This is a genomic window from Paenibacillus sp. J2TS4, assembly GCF_018403245.1.
Lineage (GTDB): Bacteria > Bacillota > Bacilli > Paenibacillales > NBRC-103111 > Paenibacillus_L.
This window is the reverse complement of sequence record NZ_BOSH01000017.1, coordinates 46962-71106: the sequence shown is the minus strand read 5'-3', so window position 1 is coordinate 71106 and position 24145 is coordinate 46962. Positions and strand designations below refer to the sequence as shown.

The following is a 24145-nucleotide window of genomic DNA, read 5'->3' as shown; positions in this document are numbered from 1 at the left end:
TCGGCGGACAAGGAGGGTGTCCATGGATTGGGGAAGAGCGAAAACGATTCTGATTCTGTCTTTTTTGTTTCTCAATTTAATTCTTGGCTACCAGCTATGGACTGCCCGGTGGGGTCAACTGGGATCCGAATCGGACACGGCCTTTATAATTGAAGAGACGAATAAGCTGCTCGCGAGCAAGCAAATTCAGTTGAGAGTAGAAGAGGTGCCGAAGGATGCGCCCAAGCTGAAAAGCTTTACGGTGCAGTTCGATGAGGCTTCCCGCAATACGGAAATTGAGCCATTGGACCGCCCGATTAAATTGTCCAGCCCTTTCACGAAGAGTTTCTTTCGGGAGCTAACGAATCGATCCTCGGTACGTCATGCGGATCAATATACTTATGATCCGATGCGAAGCCGTGATGGAATATATGTATTCAACCAGATGGTCGATAAAGTGCCGTTGTTTGACGTGACCCTGCAATTATATGAGGAGAACGGGCAAATTACGGGTTACAAACAAGCCTACGTTGAAGTACAATCAGGAGGAGAGCAGCAAGAACAGAAAGTGATTTCGGCCTATACCGCTATTCGCAGCCTGGCGGAAAATTATCTCGCCGAAGGAACGGTCATCGTCGATGTCAAGCTAGGCTATCACGGACCGAGCTTTGATTCGGAAACGCAGTACATGCTGCCTTTCTGGAGGATTATGTTGGAGGATGGCAATCCTTATTATGTTCAGGCTTATAATGGAGAAGTAGAGGAAGCCAAAGACAAGAAATAAGCTCGGTGATTTGGGCTGCGAATTGGATAAGAAATGGCAAGAAATAAAGGAGTAATTACATGGGATTGAGGTTTAGTATATTGGCGAGCGGCTCCACTGGCAATTCGATGGTCGTGACGAACGAGGAAACCAAGCTGCTGATCGACGCCGGATTAAGCGCCAAAAAAATAGAACAGCTGTTAGAGGAGCGGAATGTCTCTGGAAATGAGCTCGACGCTATTCTGGTGACGCATGAGCACTCCGATCATATTAAAGGCTTGGGGGCCCTCGCGCGCAAATACGATTTGCCGGTGTATGCGAATGAGAAAACATGGGAAGCTTTAAATAAGCAGATCGGGCAAATCGCCGAAGAAAATGTAAAGGTGATGGAGACGGGAAGCATGCTGGAATTCGATTCGATCCAGGTAGAATCGTATGCGATTTCCCATGACGCTGCGGAGCCGGTCGGCTATTGTTTCTACGAAGGCGAGCAGAAGCTCAGCCTGGCGACTGATTTGGGCTATATGAGCAGCAAGGTCAAGGAGCAGCTGTTGGATTCGGATGTCCTCGTTCTGGAGTCGAATCATGATGTCGAAATGCTGCGAATGGGGAAGTACCCGTGGAATATTAAGAGACGGATTCTAAGTGACGTAGGCCATTTGTCGAATGAGTCTGCCGGCGATGCGTTATGTGAGCTTGTGGGAGGCAGAACCAAACGGGTGTATCTGGCCCATCTAAGCCAGAATCATAACATGATCGATCTGGCGCGGATGACCGTAGGGAATATATTGGAGCAGAACGACATAATGCTAAAGGATCAGTCCCTTACTTTAAAGGATACTTATTTTGATCGTCCCACGGAATGGGATAGTCTGGATTAGGAATAACGGGGTCTAATTTCCGGGCCATCGCTTCAATTTCTTCTCGAGTGATCACTCCCTTGTCGATCAGCAGCTCGATAATGGAGCTTAGAACGAGAGTTTGCCGATAATGCTCTTCTTTAAGATCAGCGAGCTTGCCGATCAGATCGACTTCACTGAAGTGCAGGTTCATAACAGAGCTCCTTTCTAGTAATCTATGTTTTAGGTAACGATTAATACTATTGTAGGCTTGATGATTGAAAAACATTCCATGAGATTATTAAAATTCGGAATTAGAAGACCGGGAAAGAGGGAACCCGATGAGCTTGTTTAACGACGAATTCTATTCCACCAAAGTATCACGGTGGGCAAAGCAAGGCATGGAAGGCGGCCGTCGCTGGTGGCGCAATAGAGTCGTGCTGCTGATTCTTGCTTCCGCGTTGACGGGATCACTCGTCACCTTTTTCCTGATGACGGTTTTTACCAAGTCGGACACAGGCCAGCCACTGGCTGCGGGGCCTATCGAAGTGACCGAATTAAGCCGGGTGAAGGCGGTAGATAAAGTCAGTCCGACCGTCGTTAGCATCATCAGCTCGATTAAGGAAAAGAACGGCGAGAAAGTACGGGGAATCGGGATGGGCTCGGGTGTCATCTTTCAAAAGAACGGCAACCGGGCGTTAATCGTTACCAATAATCATGTCCTGGAGGAGGCCAGCTCGTTCGAGGTCGTGCTTCCTACGGGAGAGCATAAGCAGGCTAAGGTGATTGGCTCGGACTACTTGGCGGATCTGGCCGTGCTTGAAATCGATGCGGGCGGGATCAAGACGGTGGCGGAGTTCGGCAATTCCGATGATTTGAAATCGGGGCAAACCGCTATCGCAATCGGGAATCCTCTTGGGGGCCTGTCCCAAACCGTGACCGCTGGCATTATCAGCTGGCCGAGAAGGACCATTCCCGTCTATCCTGGTCATGACGGCGAGTACGAATGGGAGCTCGAAATGATCCAGACAGATGCGGCCATTAATCAAGGGAACAGCGGCGGGGCACTGGTCGATCTGGAGGGGCGAGTCATCGGGATCAACAGCTTGAAGGTGGCAGATACCGGAGTGGAAGGCTTGGGCTTCGCTATTCCGATCAATGAGGTGAAGACGGTCATTGACGAGCTGGTGGCACATGGAAAAGTGCTGCGGCCGTTCATCGGAGTATCGACCGTTAATCTCAGTTCGTTCAAGAGTGGATTGGAGCTGTTGAAGCTTCCCGAAGAGGTGAAGATGGGAGCTATCATCCTAGAGGTGCATGGGCCCGCCAAAGAAGCCGGATTGAAAACAAACGACGTTATTGTCGAAATGGATAATCAGCCGATTCATGGCACCCTCTCTCTGCGTAAATATTTGTATCAGAATAAACAAATTGGCGAAAAGCTGAATATTACGTACTATCGGAACGGCAAAAAATTGACCGTCACCATAACGCTCGCAGAGAATGACGAGTCGTGACGAACCTTAGCGAATATGGGTGAGATCTAATCAATGTATGTCGTATGCAAGGAACATTTGGAAATCGCCATCGACCGATTTGTCGATGAATACGAAGAGGCTCCGGACCTCTATGCTCTTGTGGAAGTTAGCTTCAAAGCATGGGAGCCCCCGCACGAATGTGAGGAGAAGGGTTGCAAGCATGAGGCTCTGTTCCTGGTTCTGTAGAAGTCCGGCGAATCAGGAACCTGCAAAGATACAGGTCTTTCGGGGCATTTTGATAAAATCAGCCATAGACATGCAAATGTGCAGGTGATTTGAGCGATTTGGCCGATTTCCACGATATTTCTGGTATCGACCTGCAGATTCGCTCGTCTTTTTCGGTATTCGCCGGAATTCTGCAAATTAACATGCATTTTTGCATGTCTTGTTGATGGAACCGTATAGGGGAATGGCGGATTTGAGGGAACTTTCAGCTTTTTTGTACTTTAAATTTGCTGAAACAGGGAAGAGGGCAGATCGGGAGTTTTTTTCATACTCCCTTTATCAACGGAGATGCAGTTACAAATTACAGTAGAATGGTGTCTTTGAATGGCCGCCGGGTTAGTCCTGGCGGTCTTGCTTATCCCTCTTCCGATAAGAGTTTTATCCCTTAAGAAAAAATACTTGGTGATACTATGTATTACGAAGTATTACTGTGGATGATTTTTAATATCGGAGGACTTATTCGCTGCCTAATAATACATAAGGATCCACAAGGAAGGGGCGCAAAATCTTATGCAAATACAGATTATTGCCGTTGGCAAGCTGAAAGAGAAATATTTGACGCAAGGAATAGCGGAATACTTAAAGCGACTCGGTCCGTATGCGAAGGTGCAAATTACGGAACTTTCGGATGAGAAAGCACCGGAGACAATGAGCGCAGCCGAGGAAGAGCAGGTCAAGGCGAAGGAGGGAGAACGCATCCTGGCGCATATCAAGCCCGATGCACATGTCATTGCCCTAGCTATTGAAGGGCAAATGTGGTCATCCGAGGAGCTGTCCTCGCAGCTTGACCAACTGGCCACCTATGGCCGGAGCCAGGTCACTTTCGTTATCGGCGGCTCCAACGGGCTCTCTGAAGCCGTCCTTAAACGTGCGAACCAGCACCTCTCCTTTGGCCGCCTAACCTACCCTCATCAGCTTATGCGCCTCATTCTCGTGGAGCAGATCTACCGGGCTTTTAAGATTATGCGGGGGGAACCGTATCATCGCTAAAGGTAAAATAAAAAGGGACTTCATCAAGTCCCGGAGGCTTTCGGTATGAGGTTCGTTGAGGCTTGCGAGCACCTCAGGCTCAAGTGGTGCTATGCAATTCAAAGACTGCGTTTCCGCTAGGCGACTAAGAAGGACGGCAGAATCCTTTTGAAGTGCATCGATAGTAAAATCGAAATGCAAGTTGATCTGGGTAATCTGCCGTCCGACCCGCCTTGGAGATTCATTGGTGATGTGGATGCTTTCGACCATTAATCGCAATAACGCCTTTTGTCCATCCGCATCGATCTTCATGAGGGCGTCCTGAATCAGCGTCAGCAGTTTTTGCAACGAATCGAAATCAACAGGCTTGTTCAACTGTTCATCCAGTTCAGTTTCAATTGATTCAAGCCTTTTTTGGAGTTGTTCCTGTCGGGCGTGCGTTTCTTTCAGGTCGTCTTTGAATATTGCCGCCAATTCAGGATCATTCAGAATATTGTCCTTGAGTTTCTGGAGTTTCTTACTATTGCTGTTTAACTCGGCAATAAGTGTTTTCTTTTCTCCCATGATTGGGGCCTCTGCATTTGAAAGCATGGCATTGATTTTATCGACCAGCTTCCTCAGAATGTCTGGACGCAATGCTACTTTTACAAGTTCATCAAGAACCTGTTGTTCGGCTACGTCAGCCCGCATCATGTTAGAGCGGCAAACGGTCTTCCCCTTGTTATGGAACTGGCCGCAAATGTAGTATGGATATGATTTGCCTCCTGCACCTTTGGAACGGGCAGGAACCATGCCATGACCGCAGACAGGACATCTGAGCAATCCGCTCAGAATGTATGGCTGATGGGAGCGGGACGGCTTATAAGAACGCCGACCAAGTTTCTGATGAACACTCTCCCATAGCTCCGTGGCAATTAGCGATTGATGCGTCCCGTCTACAAGCAGATAATCGGGGTTCTTTCCCTTGCGTCGTTTCTCAGACCAGTTTTGCAGTTGATTATACCGTATCTTTCCGATGTAGATGGGATTGTTGAGGATCGTCTTGATCCCGCAAATGTTGAAGGGTTTATCCATCTTGGAACGATAGCCTTCTTCATTCAGACGGCGGGTGATGGCTTTGAATCCGAGTCCCTGATTGGCATAATCAAAGATTTTGCGGACAATGACGGCTTCGTATTCATTGATGACAAGTTCCTTATCAATGTTGTCGTACCCCAGCACCTTTCCTCCGTTGTACTTGCCTTCCTTGGCTCGCTGTTCCATCCCAAGCTTCACTCGCTCGACAATGTTATTACGTTCAAGCTCAGCAAATGAACAGATCATTTGGAAAGCAGTCCGGCCAAAAGCTGTTGTCGTATCGAATTTCTCGTTCAGACTGATCAGCCTGACGTTGTTTCTTTCCAGTGTTTCGCTGATCTCCAAGGCATCTTTCAGTTTACGGGCCAGACGGTCAATTTTATAAATGATGACCACCCCGAACTTCTGCTGATTGGCATCCTTCAGGAGTCGTTTCATCTGCGGACGGCCTGCAATGCTTTTGCCGCTAGCACCTTCATCCACATATTCATCTACAATTTCAAGACCGTTCTGCTCCGCATACTTCCTGATTTCCGAGATTTGAGCAGCGATACTATACCCTTCTTTTGCTTGCTCTTCTGTACTAACACGGGCATACAGAGCCGCTTTCAGTTTGCTCATTGTTCGTCTTCTCCTTTGTTTTCGTAGTTGCTAATGAAGCTGGATTGATGATCGTTCCATGAAGCACGAGGGAAAACAGGAAATGCGTTCGGATGCTTGCCCATTTCATTGAACAGAGTACTGGCTTTGACTGCCGGATGCGGTTGATTGAACAATTCCTCGGATGCTTTAAGTGACTCCAGTTCTCCAATTATGCGGCTCAAGGAAGCGATGAATTGCTCTTTATCGAGAGGGCGAGAGGATTGGAGATCATGAATAAATCGCATCATCCCGTCTGTGAACGCCTGATAGACAATGGCACCGATATAAGACAGTGAGCTTTCCTCAGTTGATTCTGAAGCGGGTTCGCTTGGTTCCCCGATAGCTATCAACCGAAGTTCTCCTTGATAGAATTCATCCGCCAATGCGTCAAAAGGGATGCCTAAATCCTGCGTTATTTTGTAGATGAGCTGGTAAGCGGGTTTCTTGGAATCCCCGCGTTCGATAGAGATGATTGTCTGGTGACTGACACCAACACGTTCACTCATTGCCGTCGTTGTAAATGATTTGCTGGAGTGAAGCTTTCCGGCTTCCTTTCTGAAGAACTTTAATCGCTCACCAAGATCACTCATTTTCAGGTATTCAAATTCTTCACGTGTCAGAATGCGTCTGGGCATGGGAGTTCATCCTTTCTAATCGGGCAGGTTTACAGTGATTATAAACTCTGCTATGATGGTTTGCAAATATATAATTACAAATACTTAAATATAAATAATCTGGAGGTTGCTATGGACTTTATCCGCGATATTGGCATTGACCTGGACGAGATTGATGATGTGTTTGAGATCGTTCACGACAAGCGAAAGAAAGAACAAGATTTTATTGAGGGGCTTGCTCTGGCATTGAATCGCGTGTTGGATCACCCATCGGAAGCAGAAGATGAATCTCTAACAACTGGTCGAGAAGAATGACAACCGAGAGGGCTGAAACCCTTACCCCACAAGGCTTCAAGCCCTCTTGATACTTGAGGTGAAACCATCATGTTTTTGTACAACAGACACCGGGTAACGGCGATTCTAAACAGCGTTCCGGTCATTCAAAACCTCCTGTCAGTCGAAACGGATGAGAATTTCATCTGTCCCTATGACAAGCTGATTATTGGAGCGGGTGTCCTGCCGAGACAACCATTCATTGATCTTATTCGGCCCGCGAGGTTCCATGCCGATGACGATGATTCCTTCTGCCTGAACAAGCTGGTACATGACCTGTTCAGCGTGCAATGGTCACAGATGAATCCACTGGCCCCCGTGACTTCGATTATGCTGAATCCATGGAAGCACCGTCTCACACCCGATGCAGTGCTGGCTCTGGTCGATCTGGTGCTTGGCAACCATTATGACGCATACATCGTGAAGAGCGATGACAAAGTCGATTGTCTCCAGTTCATAACGTCGGAGGAGCTATCCAAGCGTCTCTACGTCGGCTATCAAAAGAAACCGCCGAATGATTATCGCAATCTTGGTCAGACCTTCCTGTATGGAAAACGGGGGTTGCAACAAGTCAAAAATTACGATAAGGCAGAAGAGCAGGGACTGGCTGATACCACATGGACACGTATTGAACGGACAAGAAGACAGAAGGACAAGCATACAAGGAAAACACTGCTTCAGTTCTTATTCGATGAGCGGGCGGATGCCATGAAGCATATGATCGTTGTAGACACTGACAAATTCAGCGGCAAAGATAAGATCATGCGGAGAATCAAAAAGTACGGCACGTTTCAGGAAGCATTCATGTCTCTTGATGCAGATGAGAAGAGAAAACTCAAGGCACACGAAGCGTTCAAGAAGCCGATCATTGATCTGGGTTCGACCTTCCGTACCGACCTCGATAAATGGATGTCCGGTTCCCCAAGGCTATACTTCACGTTCAAGAGTTATGCCTTGTTGAAAGCAAGCTGGAGCGGGAAAGACACGATAACTTACAGAACGGTGCGGATTGATCCGATAAATCTACATTGTACCAGAGCCCCTTTAGAACCGTATGTCGGCAAAGAGAAATACAGGCTGCGGCAAAGCTACTTTACCGATGTATGAAGTAGGCAAGTTGCAGGTGGGGCCGCGAGCGAAGCGAGCGGCCCCGTCTTTCCATCAGTATTCGCTTTGCACCCGAGTGTGTCGATGAGCCGCAGGAAGCCAGTCAAGGGCCGCAGGGGCGAACCCTTTACCCTTGAATGAGCGGTTCCCTGCGGCAGACACTCCTGCTTGCCCTTAGCGTCAGCTAAGGGACGCCGAACGGCGAGTGACGGGATGCAAGGGCGGTAGTCCTTGCGTTCCCCTCAGGGGCGGAGGGGTGGGTTTACTTGCATGATCGTTGGCGGGCCGCGAGCGATAGCGAGCGGCCTCCTTCACCCCACGTTCCTTATAATCGATGCAATTAACTCATACGCATGGTCTACATCAATCCTTGCTCTTTCATGGAGATGTAGCGACCGTCACCCAGCACCAGATGATCTAAAACTTCGATCCCGACAATGTGTCCGCTATCGACCAGCCTTTTTGTTATCTGGATGTCCTCCGGTGATGGAGTTGGATCGCCACTTGGGTGGTTGTGACAAACTAATACGGAAGCCGCAGATCGCTTTACAGCCGCTCTAAACACCATATGAGGCGTGACAATGGCGGCATTGAGCGAACCGATGGAAAGTGTCTCTGGTTGTCCTATGAGGCTATTCTTGGTCGATAAGAACAAGGCTGTGAAATGTTCTTGTTGCAGATACCTCATCTCTGGCATCAACAGTTCAGCCGCATCTTGCGGTCTGCGGATGATATTCGGCTCAGTACAAGCTGGCCTGCTCAATCTGCGTGCCAACTGCAAAGTAGCAATCACCTGCTTGGCACGTACTTTGCCAATCCCCTTAATGGACAGTAATTCATACTCAGTGATGTTCATCAATTCCTGCATGGTGGGAAAGCGTTTAAAGATTTCATCTACAATATAGGAGCCGGGCTTTTCAGCAATTGCATCACCAAGCAGTGATTTGATCATATTCAGTTCATTTACATGTTTCATAAGACTTTTCCTCCTGTAAACACAAATAGGAGAAGCCAGATTCGACTTCTCCCATTGCGAAATATGATATTGTTCGATAAGATAATGACAAGTAGTTTTTCTTTGAGTCGCCTCATATGCGGGCGGCTTTTTTTTCTATTTCCTCGATCTGCATGTTAATCAGGACGAGCTTCACAAGAGCCTGAGCATACTTTCTCCCGTCTTCTGATTCGAAACTGGCTTCACTGTCCATCATCTGCATGATGGCTTTTAAGCGAGCCTTCTGAGCCTTCAAATGACGAATCGTCTTCATACCCTTCACCTCCCTTCAAGGCAATAAAAATAGCCTGCTGTCGTCTCATGACGATGCGGCCACCTGTACGGTTCTTATGGAGGAACCGAATGCTTCTACAATTGATTTGCAAAAAGTTGAATAAACTAAACCTCCATCCGCACTGCGTATGGTTGAACAGCAAATTGGATCAGCGTTGTCACTTGTCCGTTATTCAAGGCGACGACAGCATATCGACCGGCATCCAATTGCACGCTGTAGATGAATCCCTTCTGCTCACAAAACCCTAAATACTCTTTGGAACTGTTGCTCTTGAATGATTGATAATTCATGGTTTGATCTTCCTCTCTGAATAAAGTTGTATTAAGCCTTGGCAATGCGATCACGATGCCGTTGTAACTGCTGAGGGAATTCCCGTTGAAAGTACGCGACCATCCAGCGAGCGGCGGTCTCATCATCGACTTGGTACATTCGGCGGCAGTAGGTGTACAGCACCGTCCCGGCCATGCGAATGCCTCCGTTCATGACCAACTGCTTCAACAGCTCCTGCATTTCCACGGGCAAACCTTTCTTGACTACCATCTGCATTCATCTCCTTTGTCCGGCATCATCTCACTGCCGGTGACTTGATCTCTGTCACGCAACGCCAATAAGCCCTCTCAACATGTGAGCGGGCAATCTTAAACAAAAAATTGCTATATTCTTGTCGCGGCGGTTTATCAGTGGCTTGATACCTCCGAAGCAAACAACATATGGAAGATGCGGATAGTAAAAAGGACTGCGATCTACTGTATCAACAGCAGAAAGCAGTCCTTATAAATAGGGGTAGGGCATGAAACGGCAGGCCACCCCTTCGTTAAAAGGGATGGTGGTACCGCCCGAAAATGTATGTAATTTTCCCCCATAAAGGGCCGATAATCAGAATTGAACGTTATCGCTTCTTTCGATCAATCGTGTTCAGAAACTCCCGGGCCATTTTTATCACAAAGTCCACTTCATCAGCATTGCGTTCACTCAATAATGCATTTAAATCCTCGATCTTGGTTCGAATCTCATCACTGCCAATCTGTACAGATAATTCATCTATATCCTGAAACAGGTGAATGGGTTTAACACCCAATGCACTGATGATTTTACCTAAAGATTCTAATGATATATTGCGAGTGCCTCTTTCTACGTCGCTTATATAGCTGAAGCTAAGACCGGATCGCTCCGCTAGCCGCTCTTGTGTCATTCCTTTGAGCTTCCGTATCTTTCGGATTTGCTCACCTACCATTATTATAAACTCCGCCATGCCATCACCTCTACTTCAGATTAGTAGACTGAAGACAAGACTTTTATCCTATCATAGTGACACAATATAACTTAACGTATAAGGGTAATTATAGTATAATAGGCCTGTCTGTATTCTTCCAAGATTCTACAATCTTCAACAAAGGAGGGCATCCACGGCAAAGCAGAGTACATATTGTTCTCAGAATACTCGAAGAATCTAAAATTATGATAGTCAAAGGAGGAGAAGCCCCATGTTGACGAGGAAACTCGTAACACTACTTATTACTGCATTATTAATGTTCAATTTGATTGGAACGGCATCAGCGGCACTGCCTGAATACGGGGAAGAATGGAAAGATACACCGAGCACTACGCCAACCGTGTCATTCACCGATCTGCAATCCACCCACTGGGCGTATAAGTATATTGCCGAAATGGTCAGCAGGAAAGTGATTGATGGTTATCCTGACAATAAGTTTCGTCCAAATAATACAATCAGCAGAGCTGAATTCGCAAAAATCATGGTGACAGCATCCGGCATTCAAGCAAAGAAGGTTAATTACTCATCATTCTCAGATGTCCCGGTTACAAACTGGGCTTCGCCATTCGTTGAAGCAGTCAAAGACTACATGACAGGTTATCGTACGGCAAACGGGCAATACATATTCAATCCATCTGCACCAGCTCTGCGGGAAGATATTGTCGTCGCTCTCGTTAAACTAAAAGGGTACGATGTTAACCGTTTACCGGATCACAGTACAATTGAAGCAATGTTTAAGGATTACGCTGGTATTTCTGAATCAGCAAAAGACTATGTTGCCGTCGCAGTTGAAAATGGATTGGTATCCGGTTTCCCGGATGAAACCTTCCGCCCGCAAGCAACAGTTACCCGGGCAGAAGCTACTGTAATGCTATGGCGTGCCTACCAATTCGGCAATGACAATAAAGGTGTAGGAGGCGGCGATTCATCGACCCAAACACCGACGCCAACGCAACCGCAACCGAATCAAACGACGAACCCTTCATCACCGAATCAGCCACAACAGCCGTCTTCAACAGAAAAATTTAGTGTGGATACTCTTGTTGGAGGGAACGGAGAAGGTGATGTGGATGGGCCAGTAAGGATAGCCAAAATCAATCAGGTTGACAGCATGGCGATTGATAACAGCAATAACATCTTCTTTCTGGACACCAAAATAAAAAAGGTTCGGAAATTCAATAACTCAAACGGCACTGTAGAGACGTTCAAAACGATGAATGCAGAATTTGACTGGAACCATCAAGATGGCACTACCGTGACACATTACGATCACACTGCATTTACACCAAATCTGTTGGGATTCAATCCTGCAAATAACAAGTTGTACCTTTGGGGAACGAGATGTTCGGTAGATATCACACCTGACAACAGCTGTTTTGGCGATTATTTCAGTACTATTCATGATATTAGCTCTGATGTTCAATTAGCTACATTCTCCTTCGCCCCTCAGCTTCATTGGAGTAAATTTATGAGATTCTCCGATCAGGGTGCGGTGATCTTTGGGGGTCATAATGTGACTCTTAGTTCCAGTATGATTTTTGAGGGCAATTTGGGAAAAGAAGCAGAAGTGATTGCCAACTCCAAAGATGGGACAGGAGCAAACCTGAGCTGGTTTAATGAAGCGATTGTAGATGCCATCGTGACACCAGACAGCCTGTATACCTTTCATACCGCCTATAAAGAATTAAGCAGAATAAAACTGTATCCTCGAAAAGTGGATTCGATTATCTCTTTCGGAAATATGAAATTCGATACCGTCACATCGCATAACGGCAAGTTCTATGTATCAAACGGTGCAACGATTTATGAGCTGACTACAGATGGAAAGCTGACTACGTTCATAAACGGGAATGACTTGGTCTACAATGACGGCAATCCGATTAAGAAAATCATGCATGTGGACTTTGATAGCAACGGCAACGTCATTGTGTACGACGATGACAACAAAGCAATTCGCCGAATCAATCTGTAAAAAAGATCATTAGCGAACGGGAGCCCAGTGCTCCCTTTGTTGTATGTTTACCTCAGGGAGGGACAAGATTTGAACAACAGCTATTATTGTAAAAAATGCCGAAGAGACCACAGTATCATGAGCACTGTTGGTGTTCGGCATCTCCACTACAATCTTTCTGAAAAAGGCATCTCCAATTTCATGAATATGTCTACAACGATTCCCACCTATGAAGTGGCCATAAACGGTATCCCGGGCGTATTTGAAGGCACCGATGCCTTTGTCCGAGAAGTGCAGATTGCTCAGACGTTGCAAGAAAAATTCCCGAATGTAGAAGCATTCAAAACGGTCGATGGTTTCAAAGAGTGGCTTGCAGAACAATTACAGGGAAGCAACAACGCCGCGGCAAATGCACTTAGCAAAATTCAAGGGGACGCCGCTGGAGAAGTAGATTTCATTCGCGAAATGCAAGGCAGTATCCGCAGTCTCTTTACGAAAATCGATTTCCCTCGTAATGCGGATGGCAGAATCATCAGCAATACCCCTGGCATAGATGCGATTGAAGTGAACCGTTTGACGGGAGAAATTATCAGGGAATATCAAGTCAAAACTCTTCGTTCGGCAGACAGTATTAACAGCACGATAAAGGACTTCCTTAACAATGACCATTACAAGTCTACAACTGTACTTGTGGGGCCGCAGGAACTGATTGATCGTGCTCACGAAATGGGGATTCCGAATCCTACGAAGGTCATGGGAACCCTCCAAGATAATCAGAGCTCAGCACAGGAACTGAGCAGTAAAGTTCTGAATGAACAACTGGCCGTCAGCATGACGCCGGGTGCAGTTGCTGAAAAAGTCATTGGCGGAGCGGCTATTGGAGCGGTTATTTCTGTTGGCATATCCAGCTTACTGACGTATATGCAATATAAAAGCGGAAAAATCACACTTGATGAGATGAAAAGGAAGATTGCTAAAGATGGAGTAAAGGGGGCTATTACGGGCGGAGCATTGGCTGGTTTATCGCTTTTCATTCCGGGCGGTATCATCGGTTTCGGTATTGGGTTTGTAGTCGGCACATCGCTCCGCCGCTTAATGGATGAGGCATACGATGACGGCATGTTTGGAGAGGTTCTAACTTCAACCAAAGCTGTCCACGCTAATGTCCAACTGTTAGCGGGCGGCACGGTCTATGTCGCTCAACTCACCGAGGTGAACGGACGAGCATTGGCAAGGGCCGTCTCGACTGTAGATGACATGAGTGCTGACCGAATGCAGGCCGATACCATCTACAACAGGGTGGAGCGGGACAGCAACAACGGTATGCGGATTGATTATAGCCAGCATGCAGACAGCATTCTATCCCGTTTTGACAGCTTGCGAGATCGCATGAAAGGAGGCGGTAACAGATGGAGTTAAATGAGCAAAAAGATATGATTAGGCTTCCAAATCAAAGGCAAATAAACGAAGCCGTACAAGAAAATCCAAGACTGGTTGATCAGACTCAGGTAAAAGCCATCGTACAACAATCGCTCTCGCAACTTTCTTCCATAGAGCATCGGCTAGACCGTTTGGAGAATCAAGGCGTGGTTGGTCGCGTTGTTGGTTCAATCACTGGCTCCACGAACCGAGAATTGATTACGCTCATGAGAGATTTAACGCAAGCTCAGCAGACGACAATCAAGCTTGTTCTGACACTGGCCGTATACCATGCTCAAAACATCGCTGTAATGGATGAAATTCTGGATGAACTGGACAAAGCAAAGGGAGTACATACGCGAACAGCATCCCACATTGAATTCCTGTACGAACAGGTGCAGATGATTCGCGACACTCGGAGATCGCGGGAAAAACCTGTGGCCGGAAGGTTGGGTATATGGGTTGCCATTGTTGCATTCTTATCTATGTTGATTTTCTTCTTTCTCAAATAGAATAGTTAATGAATGCTGAGCCTTCGGGGTCAGCTTTTTTGGTTACGTTACAATTTCGAGAAAATAACGATATATGATATAAGTAAGGATTGAGTTGGTGTAAATCACTCGCTTGAAAATGTAATTCATAGAATCATATGCGGATTGACTAATAATTGCGGAGGTACGGCGAGGAGATTTATTGAATTTGACAAATTCACTCCCAATTCACGTTACAAAAAGTAATCTCCTTCAATATATTTGTCACCAATGGTTGTTCCCATCTTTTTATTGTTGTAGCATATTGGTATACCCTGTAAATTTATATAACTATAGAAATAGGCCTTAAGTTGCTATAGAGATACAAGCACAGGAGGAAACCACTTGAGACTAGTTATTTCATCACACCATTTTGGTGATCAAGCTATACCATCTGAAATCGTTGAACCTATTATTTTGGCATTAAAAGATACTTTGTTTGAAGTAAGAAAAGGATCAGCGACAAAGCTAAGAAAAATCGTTTTAGAATTGCTGTTTAATTTGGTGTGGTCAGATAAAACCAGGATTGACTCTAGTAATGATATTACAATAACTTCAATGAAAGGGGATATAGGGCTTTGTCTTCAAACAGGAAATGTTAGTAGGTTTTATGCCGATATTTTAAAATTGCAGTCTTTATATATTAAAGATAAAGCATCATCTGCAATTTATATACTCCCGACCAAAAATGCATCTTTAAAAATGGGGAGTAACATTGTGAATTTTGAACGTCTCGTTGAGGAACTAAACTTATATAAGCACATTATAACAATACCCATACTAATTATTGGAATTGAATAGAGGAGGAATTACTATGGAATTCGGATGGCCGTTACCCAAAAGAGTTAGCTACCTTGAAGAATTAAGAAGAATCGATGATCCCAAAAAGCCTAAGTTCCCACTTGTATTTCAAAATGAACGACAGTTCTATACCATACACAAGATTCCTGTAGGGCTTCCTAAATATAGATTGGCAAATGGAAGAACACAGGCATCGCAGGAGAGTTTTCTTTCTAAAAACAGTTCTTCATACCCATCCGATTTTTTTGAACGAGATGAGGAGAATGTTGAAGCTCAAGAGATACAACATACATTATTAAAGGAATTATTAGGATCGAACGAAAAAAATATAATTAAATTTTTTAGAGAAAAAGATCAAGTTGAACCTTTAATTTTGACTCATACTGGTTTTGTTGTTAATGGAAATCGCCGTCTTTGTACATTTAGAGAACTATTAAATGAAGATGAAAACAAGTATCACAAGTTTCAACACATTGAAGTTATTATATTAGATCCATGTGAAGAAAAGGATATTGATGAATTAGAGGCCCGCTTGCAAATTGATACTGATATTAGGGCTGATTATAATTGGATATCCGAAGCGTGTATGTTGAGAAACAGGCACACAAAACATGGGTATACTATAGATAGACTTGCATCAATATACGGAAAGTCAAACTCTCAAATAGAAGATATTCTTGATACTCTTCACCATGTAGATATGTACTTGGAGAGCCAGGGAAAGTCAAAACAATACGAGCAAGTCAATAAGCAAGAGTTCGCTTTCAAACAGCTTAAAAAATCTAGAAACAAGGTAAAGGATCCTGACAAGAAGACAGTATTTACTTCTATTGCTTATACTTTATTATCGAATCCAACTGAATCGGGGAGACTTTGGGGAGCAATCCCTGCTGTCGAAGATAATCTTGATAAAATTATTACCGTCCTGCAAAACGAATTAGAGATTAACGGAAATATTGAAACTGATGATGATATAGAATTACTTGATGATGAGCAGAGTGAACTAGAATCTTTAATTATTGCACTGAGTGAAAAAGACAATAATGAACGTGTTATTGAAGTTGTGGATGATGTTATCAGAGAACAGAAAGAAACTGAAAGAGAAATTAAAAATAAGAAATTCGTTTTATCCCAAATTAATAAGGCTAATACAGCAATGAAAAATGCAATAGTTGGATTTAGCAATGAAACAGATACAACAGGGATATTATCTCAGCTTGATGAGTTGAAAGTATCGATTGAAAAACTGAGGGAGTTGCTAAATTAATGTTATTCATTGAATATCTGGAGGATTCACATAGTGCTCATTTGTCTATGGAAGAAGAGTCTTTAGCTTGGGGGGAAATCAGGCGAGTCTGCCAAGAGCGGGGCGATATCAACATATTTAGTGATCAAAGCCTCTCGATGCCATGGTGGGTATTCTTATCGGTTAGAAGATCAATTCGACTAGTAGCTGTTAAATATCACCTTCGTATAGAATTTTCACCTAGAGCCAAAGAACTTCTAGTTATAGCCAATACCAAACGCTCAAAATTTAAAGAGATTGATCGCGTTAGTCCAGTTTCAGAGGAAGAAATTTTAAATAAATTAAGTGAAGTAGGATTTAAACGAAAACTGACAAGTCACCAGTTAAGAAATGTGGCTAAGTTAGCTTCACTACCTGCGGCGGCGACATTTTCCGTACCAGGGGCAGGGAAAACTACGGAGGCACTAGCATATTACTATCTTAAAAAGGAAGAAAATTCAGTACTCTTCATAGTTGCACCTAAAAATGCATTTGCCGCATGGGATGAGCAGTTAAGTATATGTAAGCCGGACGCCCCTTCAATTGTCAGGTTGACAGGTGGTGAGCGTGCTATTGAAGTAGCACTCAAAAAAGCACCCGATAAAATGATAATAACATATCAACAATTACCACGAGTTATTAATTTAATATCGTCATATTTGTCAGGAAAGTCAGTAATCATGTTTTTAGACGAAAGCCATCGTATTAAAAGCGGAGAAGAAATTGTTACAGGAAAGGCAATATTATCTCTGTCTCATTTGCCGACAGAAAAGTTAATAATGTCGGGAACTCCTATGCCAAATTCACCGTATGATTTAGTTGCACAATTCAATTTTTTGTATCCTGAAATTGAAGTGGATGAAGAAAGTGTATTGGAAACAATACGTACGATTTATGTGAGAACAACCAAGGCAGAATTAGGCCTAAAGGAACCAAAATATAAAATAGTAACTATTCCAATGAGTGTTTCACAAAAAAAATTGTATGATCTATTGCGTTCTGAGGAAGCAAGACAGATTGAAAATCTGAGAGCTAATCAAAGAAATATGCTTCGAACAATGGGGAGAAGTGTTATTAGAATGCTTCAACTCACATCTAATCCGTCGCTAATACTGAAAAATATTAAGGGTCATGATGAGGTTATTTCAGAGATTATTGCAGAAGAAAAAAGCCCCAAAATAGAATATGTTTGTAATCGAGTTCGTCAATTGGCAAGGCAGGGTAAAAAGAGTATTGTCTGGTCAACATTTGTTGAAAACATTGAATTGTTAAAGGTAAGATTAGAAGATTTAGGGGCAGATTATATTCATGGTGGTGTAGATGCAGGCAGTGAAGACGATGATTTTACACGTGAAGGGAAAATAAAGAGATTTCATGATGATTCCAATGCCTTGGTTTTGATTGCCAATCCTGCCGCGGCAAGCGAAGGTATTAGTTTGCATACAGTATGTCACAATGCCATCTACCTAGATAGAAATTATAATGCGGCACAGTTTCTTCAATCAGTAGACAGAATACACAGACTTGGGCTACCAGAAGATGTTGATACAGAGGTTGAGATACTCATATGTCCTGATAGTATTGACGAGTCGGTTGAGAGAAGGTTAAAGATTAAGATCGATAGAATGTCCGAGGTTTTAAGTGATGATTCCATCAGAATTGAACCTGAATATGTGAGCCCAGAGAACTTTGAAGATTCCTTGTCTATCGAAGATATTAATGACTTTGTAAGACATTTGAAGGGGAGTTAAATGTCCATGTCCGTTTCAGTAGGGATACTATACTCTTCTCAAAGGTTAATAAAACTTGTACGAGAAAACTTATTAACAATAAATGAGATTTTAGAACAATTCACCAAAATATATGTAGCTAGCACTCCATATGTAATTGACATGTGTAAATCTTGTGGGTGGCTTGAAATTAGTCCATCAGGGTTCCTACAGGTCACAAGCAAAGGTTTAGAGATACTGGAAGCTCGATCAACAACCGAAAAGCTTAGAAATCAATTAAAACATTATATTTATACATCAAAACCCCGGTGGTCAAAAGTCCTTCATTATGGTCGCACTGAAGCTTTACAACACTTTCCTAAGGAAATTATACAGTGCTTTGAGGAAGCAGATCTACTTGGTGATTATAAGTTAGATGAATCTACGGTTTATTGGTGGGATATGCTGGGGACGTTCTCCAGAAGAGGACTTGAAGAGAAGAAGAGTTCAATAGGCAGAAGAGGAGAACTCCTTTCATTACAGTACGAAGAAAAAAGGCTCGGTATTACTCCTGTGTGGAAGTCATTTGAAAGTAATTTTGTGGGGTTTGATATTCTTTCAAAAGTAAGTGAATATGATGCCTCAAACTTAAGCATAGAGGTAAAGGCTACCATCAGTACTTCAGACAAGATTACTATCTTCATCACAGAGAACGAATGGAATGTGGCCTCGTTAACAAAAAACTATCTCTTTCACATCTGGTCTTTAACTCCTACTCCAGTGTTGTATATCTTAACTCCAGATTTTATTAAGTTGAGTATTCCTCATAATGAAGGTAACGGTAACTGGGAGACTGTAAGAATTGAATATGGAAAAGATGAATTGAAGCCATACAGAGAAATGGAGGGCATATAGCCCTCCGCACTAATTATCAAAATCGATCATATCAAATAGAGTATCTTCTTTTATTAATTCGTTTAAATAGGTCTTTTTCTCGTATTTAATTGCAGGGATGGCACTGTATTCCTGTTGTTCAATTCTTATATTACTTATCAATGGCGGTACGTCTTTATCAAATAGATTGAATAGTAATTCTCCAGAATTTAATATATTTAGAATTTCTTGTGCATTGATTTCTTTCTTGTAATCCTTTGTATTGCCGTTAACATATAGATATAGATTGTTATGAGGGTTTTGTGTTAGATAGTTTTGTAATTGAGCTATTGTAATTATCTGATTTGTGGTCAATAAACCGTATTTTGTGAATGGTGCTTTACTAGTAAGCTTATTAATATGGGTTACAAGAGCTTCGTAGTCTATAGTTTCTTCATTGATCACCATAAAGTAGTCTACTCTACCGATTTTTTGATCTTCTAGTGGTTCTGGCATTAAGTTATGAGCCAAAGCCACATTTAGGAGAATCGGACGAGTAAATTTATTTTTATTGTATGGTTCTGGAGATATCAATGGTCGTAACTTTTTAATTAATGCTTTTTGATATTTTAACACACGTAGCTTATAGATTGCCTCTCTCATTATTGCCTTCAGTTCAGTTTGATAATTATATTCTGCCTCAATATAAGGCCACTTATCAGCAATTAGAGGGAGCGTGACCTGTTCAAACACTTTTTTATAGTCCGCGTTTGTATCAAAGCCTATAAAACGTCTCCCCATTTTCTGTGCCACTGCAAGTAAAATGCCTGTTCCAGCATACGGATCTAACACCACATCGTTGGGGTTCGATGATAATAATAGTATCCGTGCCATCATTTCAGGAGGGAACGGACATGCATGACGAAACTCTTCTTCCCCAAACTCTTTCTTGTTCCCCCAACTACCTTGAGTGGGTATTGTGAACTTCCAAATGTTTTCTGGAACTTTTCCATCAGGGTTATATCTTTCGGGATAATCAATCCACCATTCCATAAGTTCATCTACAGTCTTAATACGATCGATGTAATAATTATATGAATCACTTTTGGTAAACATTAAAATGTACTCAAAGACATTTCTCATCTGGCCTTTTCGAGACCAGGGCAGAGTTTTGCCCTTGTCCCATATTATTGTATCTTGGTGAATCCATCCGATGGATTCTAATTCTTTGGATATATCATCCGGCAATCTAACCATCTTTCCATTACGTTTCATAGTATCGACAATGACAAATAGTGATGCATTCTCTTTAGATATATCATAAACACCTTCAAATGTTTTTTTTATATCAGCAAGATACTCGTCGTACGATTGTTTGTACCCTGTCTGGTCTTCAACATCTCCGTATTTCTTCATATTCCAATATGGTGGAGAGGTTACAATAAGATCGACAAAGGGTTTTTTCTTTGAAAAAATACTACTGATGTGAACAGAGCTTGTGTTCAAATACACATTCAATTTATTTTGATTAATTTTTATATTATCTTTGTCCATTGATAAGCTTCCTTCCTTCCTAGACACTACAAGCTTTATTATACCAACTATGTCAATCAAGATCTACAAATTGTCCGATTTTTATAGCTATGAAAAAAGACACCATTGTATCTTGGTGTCTAGACACAAAAATTTACTATTTTTCTTTCCCTTGAAGTATGTATTCCAGCGATAGAGACAAAATCCACAAGTTGCATGGTAAGCAACTGGCTAGGTTATTATAATGATGCAATCATTGTGCTTATAGTCCAATTACCTACTGAAATATCTTCAGTATGCCATGATATTTGTTTTGTGTATTCGTTTAGATCATCGCGTTTTTGAATCCAATTAATAGTCTCCTGTATTGTCCCATTTGAATTTCGTGAAAAAAACTCCTGCAAGGATAACCAATCAGTAATATTAACTTCTGGTATTGAAGATAATGGAATGGGGGTCGGCCAACGAAATAACAATAAACCATAAATGTTAATATTATTTTTCCCAAACAACTTTTCTAAGTATTCTTTGTTTGAAGATAATATGTCAAAGTACATTTTAACTTGTTTAATACCCTTTTTAGCTTCTGACATTTTATAAGCAACTTCTGAGGCCCCGAGTGGAGCAAGAAAATGTTTATAATCAAGGATTAAAAGATCATTATTTTTTTCATCAAAAATGAGTAGGTCTGGGGAAAGTTGTTTACCATTTATGGTAAGCTTTTTTTCCTTATAGGTAGTAAAGCCATATCTATTGAAGAAGGACTGAATTTTTAATAAGTTGGCCTGCTCTAGATCACATATAAGACGGTCATATATTTTCTTCTTATTCCCTTTATTCAACGCTCCAGTAAGCGATCTAGCCGGATTAATTCTAGCGATAAGTCTTGGCAATGTATAGATGTTGTTAAAAGATGCTATGAAAGGCTGATAAACTAACTTTGAGTGAAAATTACTAACATCGAATATTAAGTCTTGTAACATACTCTTTATTGATATTTTATCCACATCGCTCATTTCTGAAAGCCATGACACCATATCCCCTTCTGGCAAACAAACCGGACTTGAGCCAAATATATTTTCAGATCCGAACTTCTTATCATAATAATCTTCAACCCAGGTATAGTACGTAAAATTAATGAAAAGTGCTGTGAATAACTTTCTAAACTCTCCTAGTGTATAATCACCCAAGTTGGTGTTATAGGGTAATTCTGGCAAAATGGTGTTGCTCATCATTTTAAGTACTGCAGAGTGAGCAGAGGTACCTTTATATAAATTCCACGGTATCTCATAATTATCAATTTCGAAAGTGCATTTTTTGATCCACACTGGAAACCCTTCTTTTAATTCGACGTATGGGATAGAATCAATGTAGGTGTCCCAATGCTTTTTTTCGCTAACAGACTGATAAATAATAAATTTAATGTTAGCCTCTTCAGGTACTGCAAAACTTATATGTTTTTTTGTTTCATGAAGAGTTGCATGAATTAGTCCACGTGACCAAGCAACATAATTAATTGATATTTTACTATACTGAATTGCCCATCCAATAAGATTCTTTATTTCTGATTCCGCTTCATGAGATGTGTAAATAGAAGTAGGAAGAGTGATTGCGGGCTTCTTACTCAACCATCTAAAACAGTGCTCAACACCACTTATAACATGAGAATTAAGATAATTCCGCTGTAAATAATTTATTAATTTTAGTGAATTATCATTGTCAAGATCACGAATGAAATCTCCTAGAAATTTCAATAGAAGTGGGATAGTCAAATCATTTGCTCTGTAGATAATTTTATATTTTTTGTATTCTTCATCCACATATTCTTTTTCAATTTTCCTTATTATTCTTATATCTCTTTCGGTTAGCAAATTGTCCACCTCAGTTCTTTGTACAATATTTTGAAAATAAAAGGTGATCTGGAATGGGAAGGCACACGCTTGCAAAAGGTAAAGTAGTGCTCACGATTCTTAAGGAACTTGGTGAAGCACTAAACTACCATGTTGAGACGGAATACCCTGTAAAAAAAGGTGAAAATAAACAAGCAATAGATATAGCATGGTTTATTGATAACAACGATATCAAGTATCCAATAATGATTTTCGAAATTGAAAGTTATTCTGCCAATGGCTCATCGGCAAATCCAATGAAGATATACAGCAAACCCAATTATGAGTTTGAGAAGCCGTTGTTTTTCTTTCATGTTTTTGTGGATTCTGGGAACGATCCAGCAGTAATAATTGATCTGGAGCACCAATATGGAAGAAATAACTATAGGGTTTATGAAGTTAAGAAAGGTGATATTAACAAACTAATACTAGATGTAATATCTCAACATAGAAGAATAAACCAAGACATTAACATACATGATCTAATTGAATTGTTTACTTTTGAAAAAGAATGGGAGGACGTTAATATAACTAATATTCTTTTTCATTTAGAGGGTCTTTACAAGCATAAATGGAGTGAAATCTTGCCGGTCTATGCACATTTAGCTCAATATATCCCTTTAATGAATAGTGAATTTATACGATTTTTAGATAGAAAGATAACTGAGAATTTTGTTGATAATGACTTTTATGAAGATTATATAGCTTATCACTTTTCTTACGGAATTCACATGGCTATTTTAACTTGTATTAAAGGAAATAACCAGTATCTCTCCAGGTTAAAATGGTGGCAAGAGGATAGTAGTTATATGGAGAAAATAGGACCTTATTTCGGTTTAAGTAGAGAATATGATGATTTCATAGCATGTTATTCGGGTGCTTACTTTGGCATGTTAGCAGTCTTACTAAAAGAACAGCCAGATGGAGTAAAATATATACTGGAACAAAGCATTAAGATTTTGGGTAAGATGACGATGTACCCTGATAACATCATATTTTATAACGCTTTATGGGCGTTGCACATTTCAGCTACATCTGATACTTGTGAAACGGAATATAACTATATTAGAGAATACATAAATCAAAGAGGGGCATTAAATGAATATTGGATAATAGAGCCACCATCTGCATTAGGAGAAGCATATGACGAATATAAAAATCATTACAATGTATTCTCTTGCAAGTTCAAGTATATTCCAGATAGAGAAACGTTTATAAGAGAATATGTAAGAAGCGACATTTCAGATATTAAGAATTATAAACAAGATGCAGTTTCATTAGCAATTAAAATGCTTAGTAATCCAGAATGTTGGTTTGAACGGACAGAACGTATCGAAAGTGGTGGATGGTCATATAGTTGGGGTAATAGGCTAATCAACTGTTTGCATTTTTGTAATGTAAACAAGGAGTAAGAAAGCATACTCCTTGTTTACTGCATTTAGTTTACCCTATCAATAGATACGGTGAACCGTATCATAAGTGACGGCGAAAAATTGGCCTGGAATGC

Annotated in this window: 25 protein-coding genes; 15 read left to right on the top strand and 10 right to left on the bottom strand. The window is 42.0% G+C overall.

Translation table 11 applies throughout. The annotated features are described in order from the left end of the window. Positions 1-22: 22 nt before the first annotated feature. A complete protein-coding gene (yycI, locus tag KJS69_RS25670; protein ID WP_213586662.1) occupies positions 23-763 on the top strand; it encodes a two-component system regulatory protein YycI in 741 nt (246 codons plus the stop codon). Positions 764-822: 59 nt separating this feature from the next. After that, entirely contained in the window at positions 823-1623 is an 801-nt protein-coding gene (locus KJS69_RS25665) for an MBL fold metallo-hydrolase (RefSeq protein ID WP_213586661.1), read from the top strand. Here the strand turns inward: KJS69_RS25665 and KJS69_RS25660 are convergent. Next, positions 1568-1795 (bottom strand): hypothetical protein, encoded by a 228-nt coding sequence (locus tag KJS69_RS25660; protein WP_213586660.1) that lies wholly within the window; start codon positions 1793-1795, stop codon positions 1568-1570. The genes KJS69_RS25665 and KJS69_RS25660 overlap by 56 nt on opposite strands. A gap of 127 nt (positions 1796-1922) precedes the next feature. Between KJS69_RS25660 and KJS69_RS25655 the strand changes: the two genes are divergently transcribed. From KJS69_RS25655 to rlmH, 3 genes are all read left to right on the top strand, one after another. Continuing rightward, positions 1923-3098, top strand: a complete 1176-nt coding sequence (locus tag KJS69_RS25655; protein ID WP_213586659.1) for a S1C family serine protease — start codon at positions 1923-1925, stop codon at positions 3096-3098. A gap of 33 nt (positions 3099-3131) precedes the next feature. Beyond that, entirely contained in the window at positions 3132-3305 is a 174-nt protein-coding gene (locus KJS69_RS25650) for a CxxH/CxxC protein (protein ID WP_213586658.1), read from the top strand. A 549-nt stretch (positions 3306-3854) separates the two neighbouring features. Next, positions 3855-4334 carry a 23S rRNA (pseudouridine(1915)-N(3))-methyltransferase RlmH gene (gene rlmH, locus KJS69_RS25645; protein WP_213586657.1) on the top strand — a complete coding sequence of 160 codons (480 nt, stop codon included), beginning with the start codon at positions 3855-3857 and terminating at the stop codon, positions 4332-4334. On the opposite strand, the gene KJS69_RS25640 is transcribed toward rlmH, so the two are convergent. Together KJS69_RS25640 and KJS69_RS25635 are read right to left on the bottom strand one after the other, a co-directional pair. Further along, the gene (locus KJS69_RS25640; protein ID WP_213586656.1) at positions 4242-6011 is read right to left on the bottom strand and encodes a recombinase family protein; all 1770 of its coding nucleotides are present in this window, start codon (positions 6009-6011) and stop codon (positions 4242-4244) included. The two genes, rlmH and KJS69_RS25640, sit on opposite strands and share 93 nt — an antisense overlap. After that, positions 6008-6667 (bottom strand): helix-turn-helix transcriptional regulator, encoded by a 660-nt coding sequence (locus tag KJS69_RS25635; protein WP_249730707.1) that lies wholly within the window; start codon positions 6665-6667, stop codon positions 6008-6010. Before KJS69_RS25635 ends, KJS69_RS25640 begins: the two co-directional genes overlap by 4 nt. Before the next feature lie 111 nt (positions 6668-6778). Here KJS69_RS25635 and KJS69_RS25630 point away from each other — a divergent pair, with 111 nt between their 5' ends. Both KJS69_RS25630 and KJS69_RS25625 read left to right on the top strand, forming a co-directional pair. Further along, positions 6779-6961, top strand: coding sequence for a hypothetical protein (locus KJS69_RS25630; RefSeq protein ID WP_213586655.1), 183 nt, complete (start codon positions 6779-6781; stop codon positions 6959-6961). A gap of 69 nt (positions 6962-7030) precedes the next feature. Beyond that, positions 7031-8086: a hypothetical protein gene (locus KJS69_RS25625; RefSeq protein WP_213586654.1), complete on the top strand. Its 1056-nt coding sequence runs from the start codon at positions 7031-7033 to the stop codon at positions 8084-8086. Positions 8087-8444: 358 nt separating this feature from the next. On the opposite strand, the gene radC is transcribed toward KJS69_RS25625, so the two are convergent. From radC to KJS69_RS25600, 5 genes are all read right to left on the bottom strand, one after another. Beyond that, positions 8445-9062 (bottom strand): RadC family protein, encoded by a 618-nt coding sequence (gene radC, locus KJS69_RS25620; RefSeq protein ID WP_213586653.1) that lies wholly within the window; start codon positions 9060-9062, stop codon positions 8445-8447. Between the two features lie 112 nt (positions 9063-9174). Then, positions 9175-9354, bottom strand: a complete 180-nt coding sequence (locus tag KJS69_RS25615) for a hypothetical protein (protein WP_213586652.1) — start codon at positions 9352-9354, stop codon at positions 9175-9177. A gap of 125 nt (positions 9355-9479) precedes the next feature. After that, positions 9480-9665 carry a hypothetical protein gene (locus tag KJS69_RS25610; RefSeq protein ID WP_213586651.1) on the bottom strand — a complete coding sequence of 62 codons (186 nt, stop codon included), beginning with the start codon at positions 9663-9665 and terminating at the stop codon, positions 9480-9482. A gap of 31 nt (positions 9666-9696) precedes the next feature. Further along, on the bottom strand, positions 9697-9915 hold the full coding sequence (locus KJS69_RS25605) for a hypothetical protein (protein ID WP_213586650.1): 219 nt from the start codon (positions 9913-9915) through the stop codon (positions 9697-9699). A 349-nt stretch (positions 9916-10264) separates the two neighbouring features. Continuing rightward, complete coding sequence (locus KJS69_RS25600) at positions 10265-10609, bottom strand: helix-turn-helix domain-containing protein (RefSeq protein ID WP_249730706.1); 345 nt, start codon at positions 10607-10609, stop codon at positions 10265-10267. A 250-nt stretch (positions 10610-10859) separates the two neighbouring features. Between KJS69_RS25600 and KJS69_RS25595 the strand changes: the two genes are divergently transcribed. The 7 genes from KJS69_RS25595 (at position 10860) to KJS69_RS25565 (ending at position 19258) form a co-directional block, all read left to right on the top strand. Then, a complete protein-coding gene (locus KJS69_RS25595; protein ID WP_213586648.1) occupies positions 10860-12620 on the top strand; it encodes an S-layer homology domain-containing protein in 1761 nt (586 codons plus the stop codon). A 69-nt stretch (positions 12621-12689) separates the two neighbouring features. After that, complete coding sequence (locus tag KJS69_RS25590; protein WP_213586647.1) at positions 12690-14018, top strand: hypothetical protein; 1329 nt, start codon at positions 12690-12692, stop codon at positions 14016-14018. Then, positions 14009-14530 carry a hypothetical protein gene (locus KJS69_RS25585; RefSeq protein WP_213586646.1) on the top strand — a complete coding sequence of 174 codons (522 nt, stop codon included), beginning with the start codon at positions 14009-14011 and terminating at the stop codon, positions 14528-14530. Before KJS69_RS25590 ends, KJS69_RS25585 begins: the two co-directional genes overlap by 10 nt. A 363-nt stretch (positions 14531-14893) precedes the next feature. Further along, on the top strand, positions 14894-15349 hold the full coding sequence (locus tag KJS69_RS25580) for a BglII/BstYI family type II restriction endonuclease (protein ID WP_213586645.1): 456 nt from the start codon (positions 14894-14896) through the stop codon (positions 15347-15349). A gap of 13 nt (positions 15350-15362) precedes the next feature. After that, complete coding sequence (locus KJS69_RS25575) at positions 15363-16616, top strand: hypothetical protein (RefSeq protein WP_213586644.1); 1254 nt, start codon at positions 15363-15365, stop codon at positions 16614-16616. After that, positions 16616-18385: a DEAD/DEAH box helicase gene (locus KJS69_RS25570; protein ID WP_213586643.1), complete on the top strand. Its 1770-nt coding sequence runs from the start codon at positions 16616-16618 to the stop codon at positions 18383-18385. Before KJS69_RS25575 ends, KJS69_RS25570 begins: the two co-directional genes overlap by 1 nt. Positions 18386-18391: 6 nt before the next feature. After that, positions 18392-19258, top strand: coding sequence for a protein NO VEIN domain-containing protein (locus KJS69_RS25565; protein ID WP_213586642.1), 867 nt, complete (start codon positions 18392-18394; stop codon positions 19256-19258). Positions 19259-19267: 9 nt separating this feature from the next. Here KJS69_RS25565 and KJS69_RS25560 read toward each other — a convergent pair whose 3' ends face one another. Further along, complete coding sequence (locus KJS69_RS25560) at positions 19268-20770, bottom strand: DNA methyltransferase (RefSeq protein ID WP_213586641.1); 1503 nt, start codon at positions 20768-20770, stop codon at positions 19268-19270. Between the two features lie 218 nt (positions 20771-20988). Then, a complete protein-coding gene (locus KJS69_RS25555; protein ID WP_213586640.1) occupies positions 20989-22620 on the bottom strand; it encodes a hypothetical protein in 1632 nt (543 codons plus the stop codon). Positions 22621-22673: 53 nt separating this feature from the next. Here KJS69_RS25555 and KJS69_RS25550 point away from each other — a divergent pair, with 53 nt between their 5' ends. After that, complete coding sequence (locus KJS69_RS25550) at positions 22674-24050, top strand: hypothetical protein (RefSeq protein WP_213586639.1); 1377 nt, start codon at positions 22674-22676, stop codon at positions 24048-24050. Positions 24051-24145: the final 95 nt, after the last annotated feature.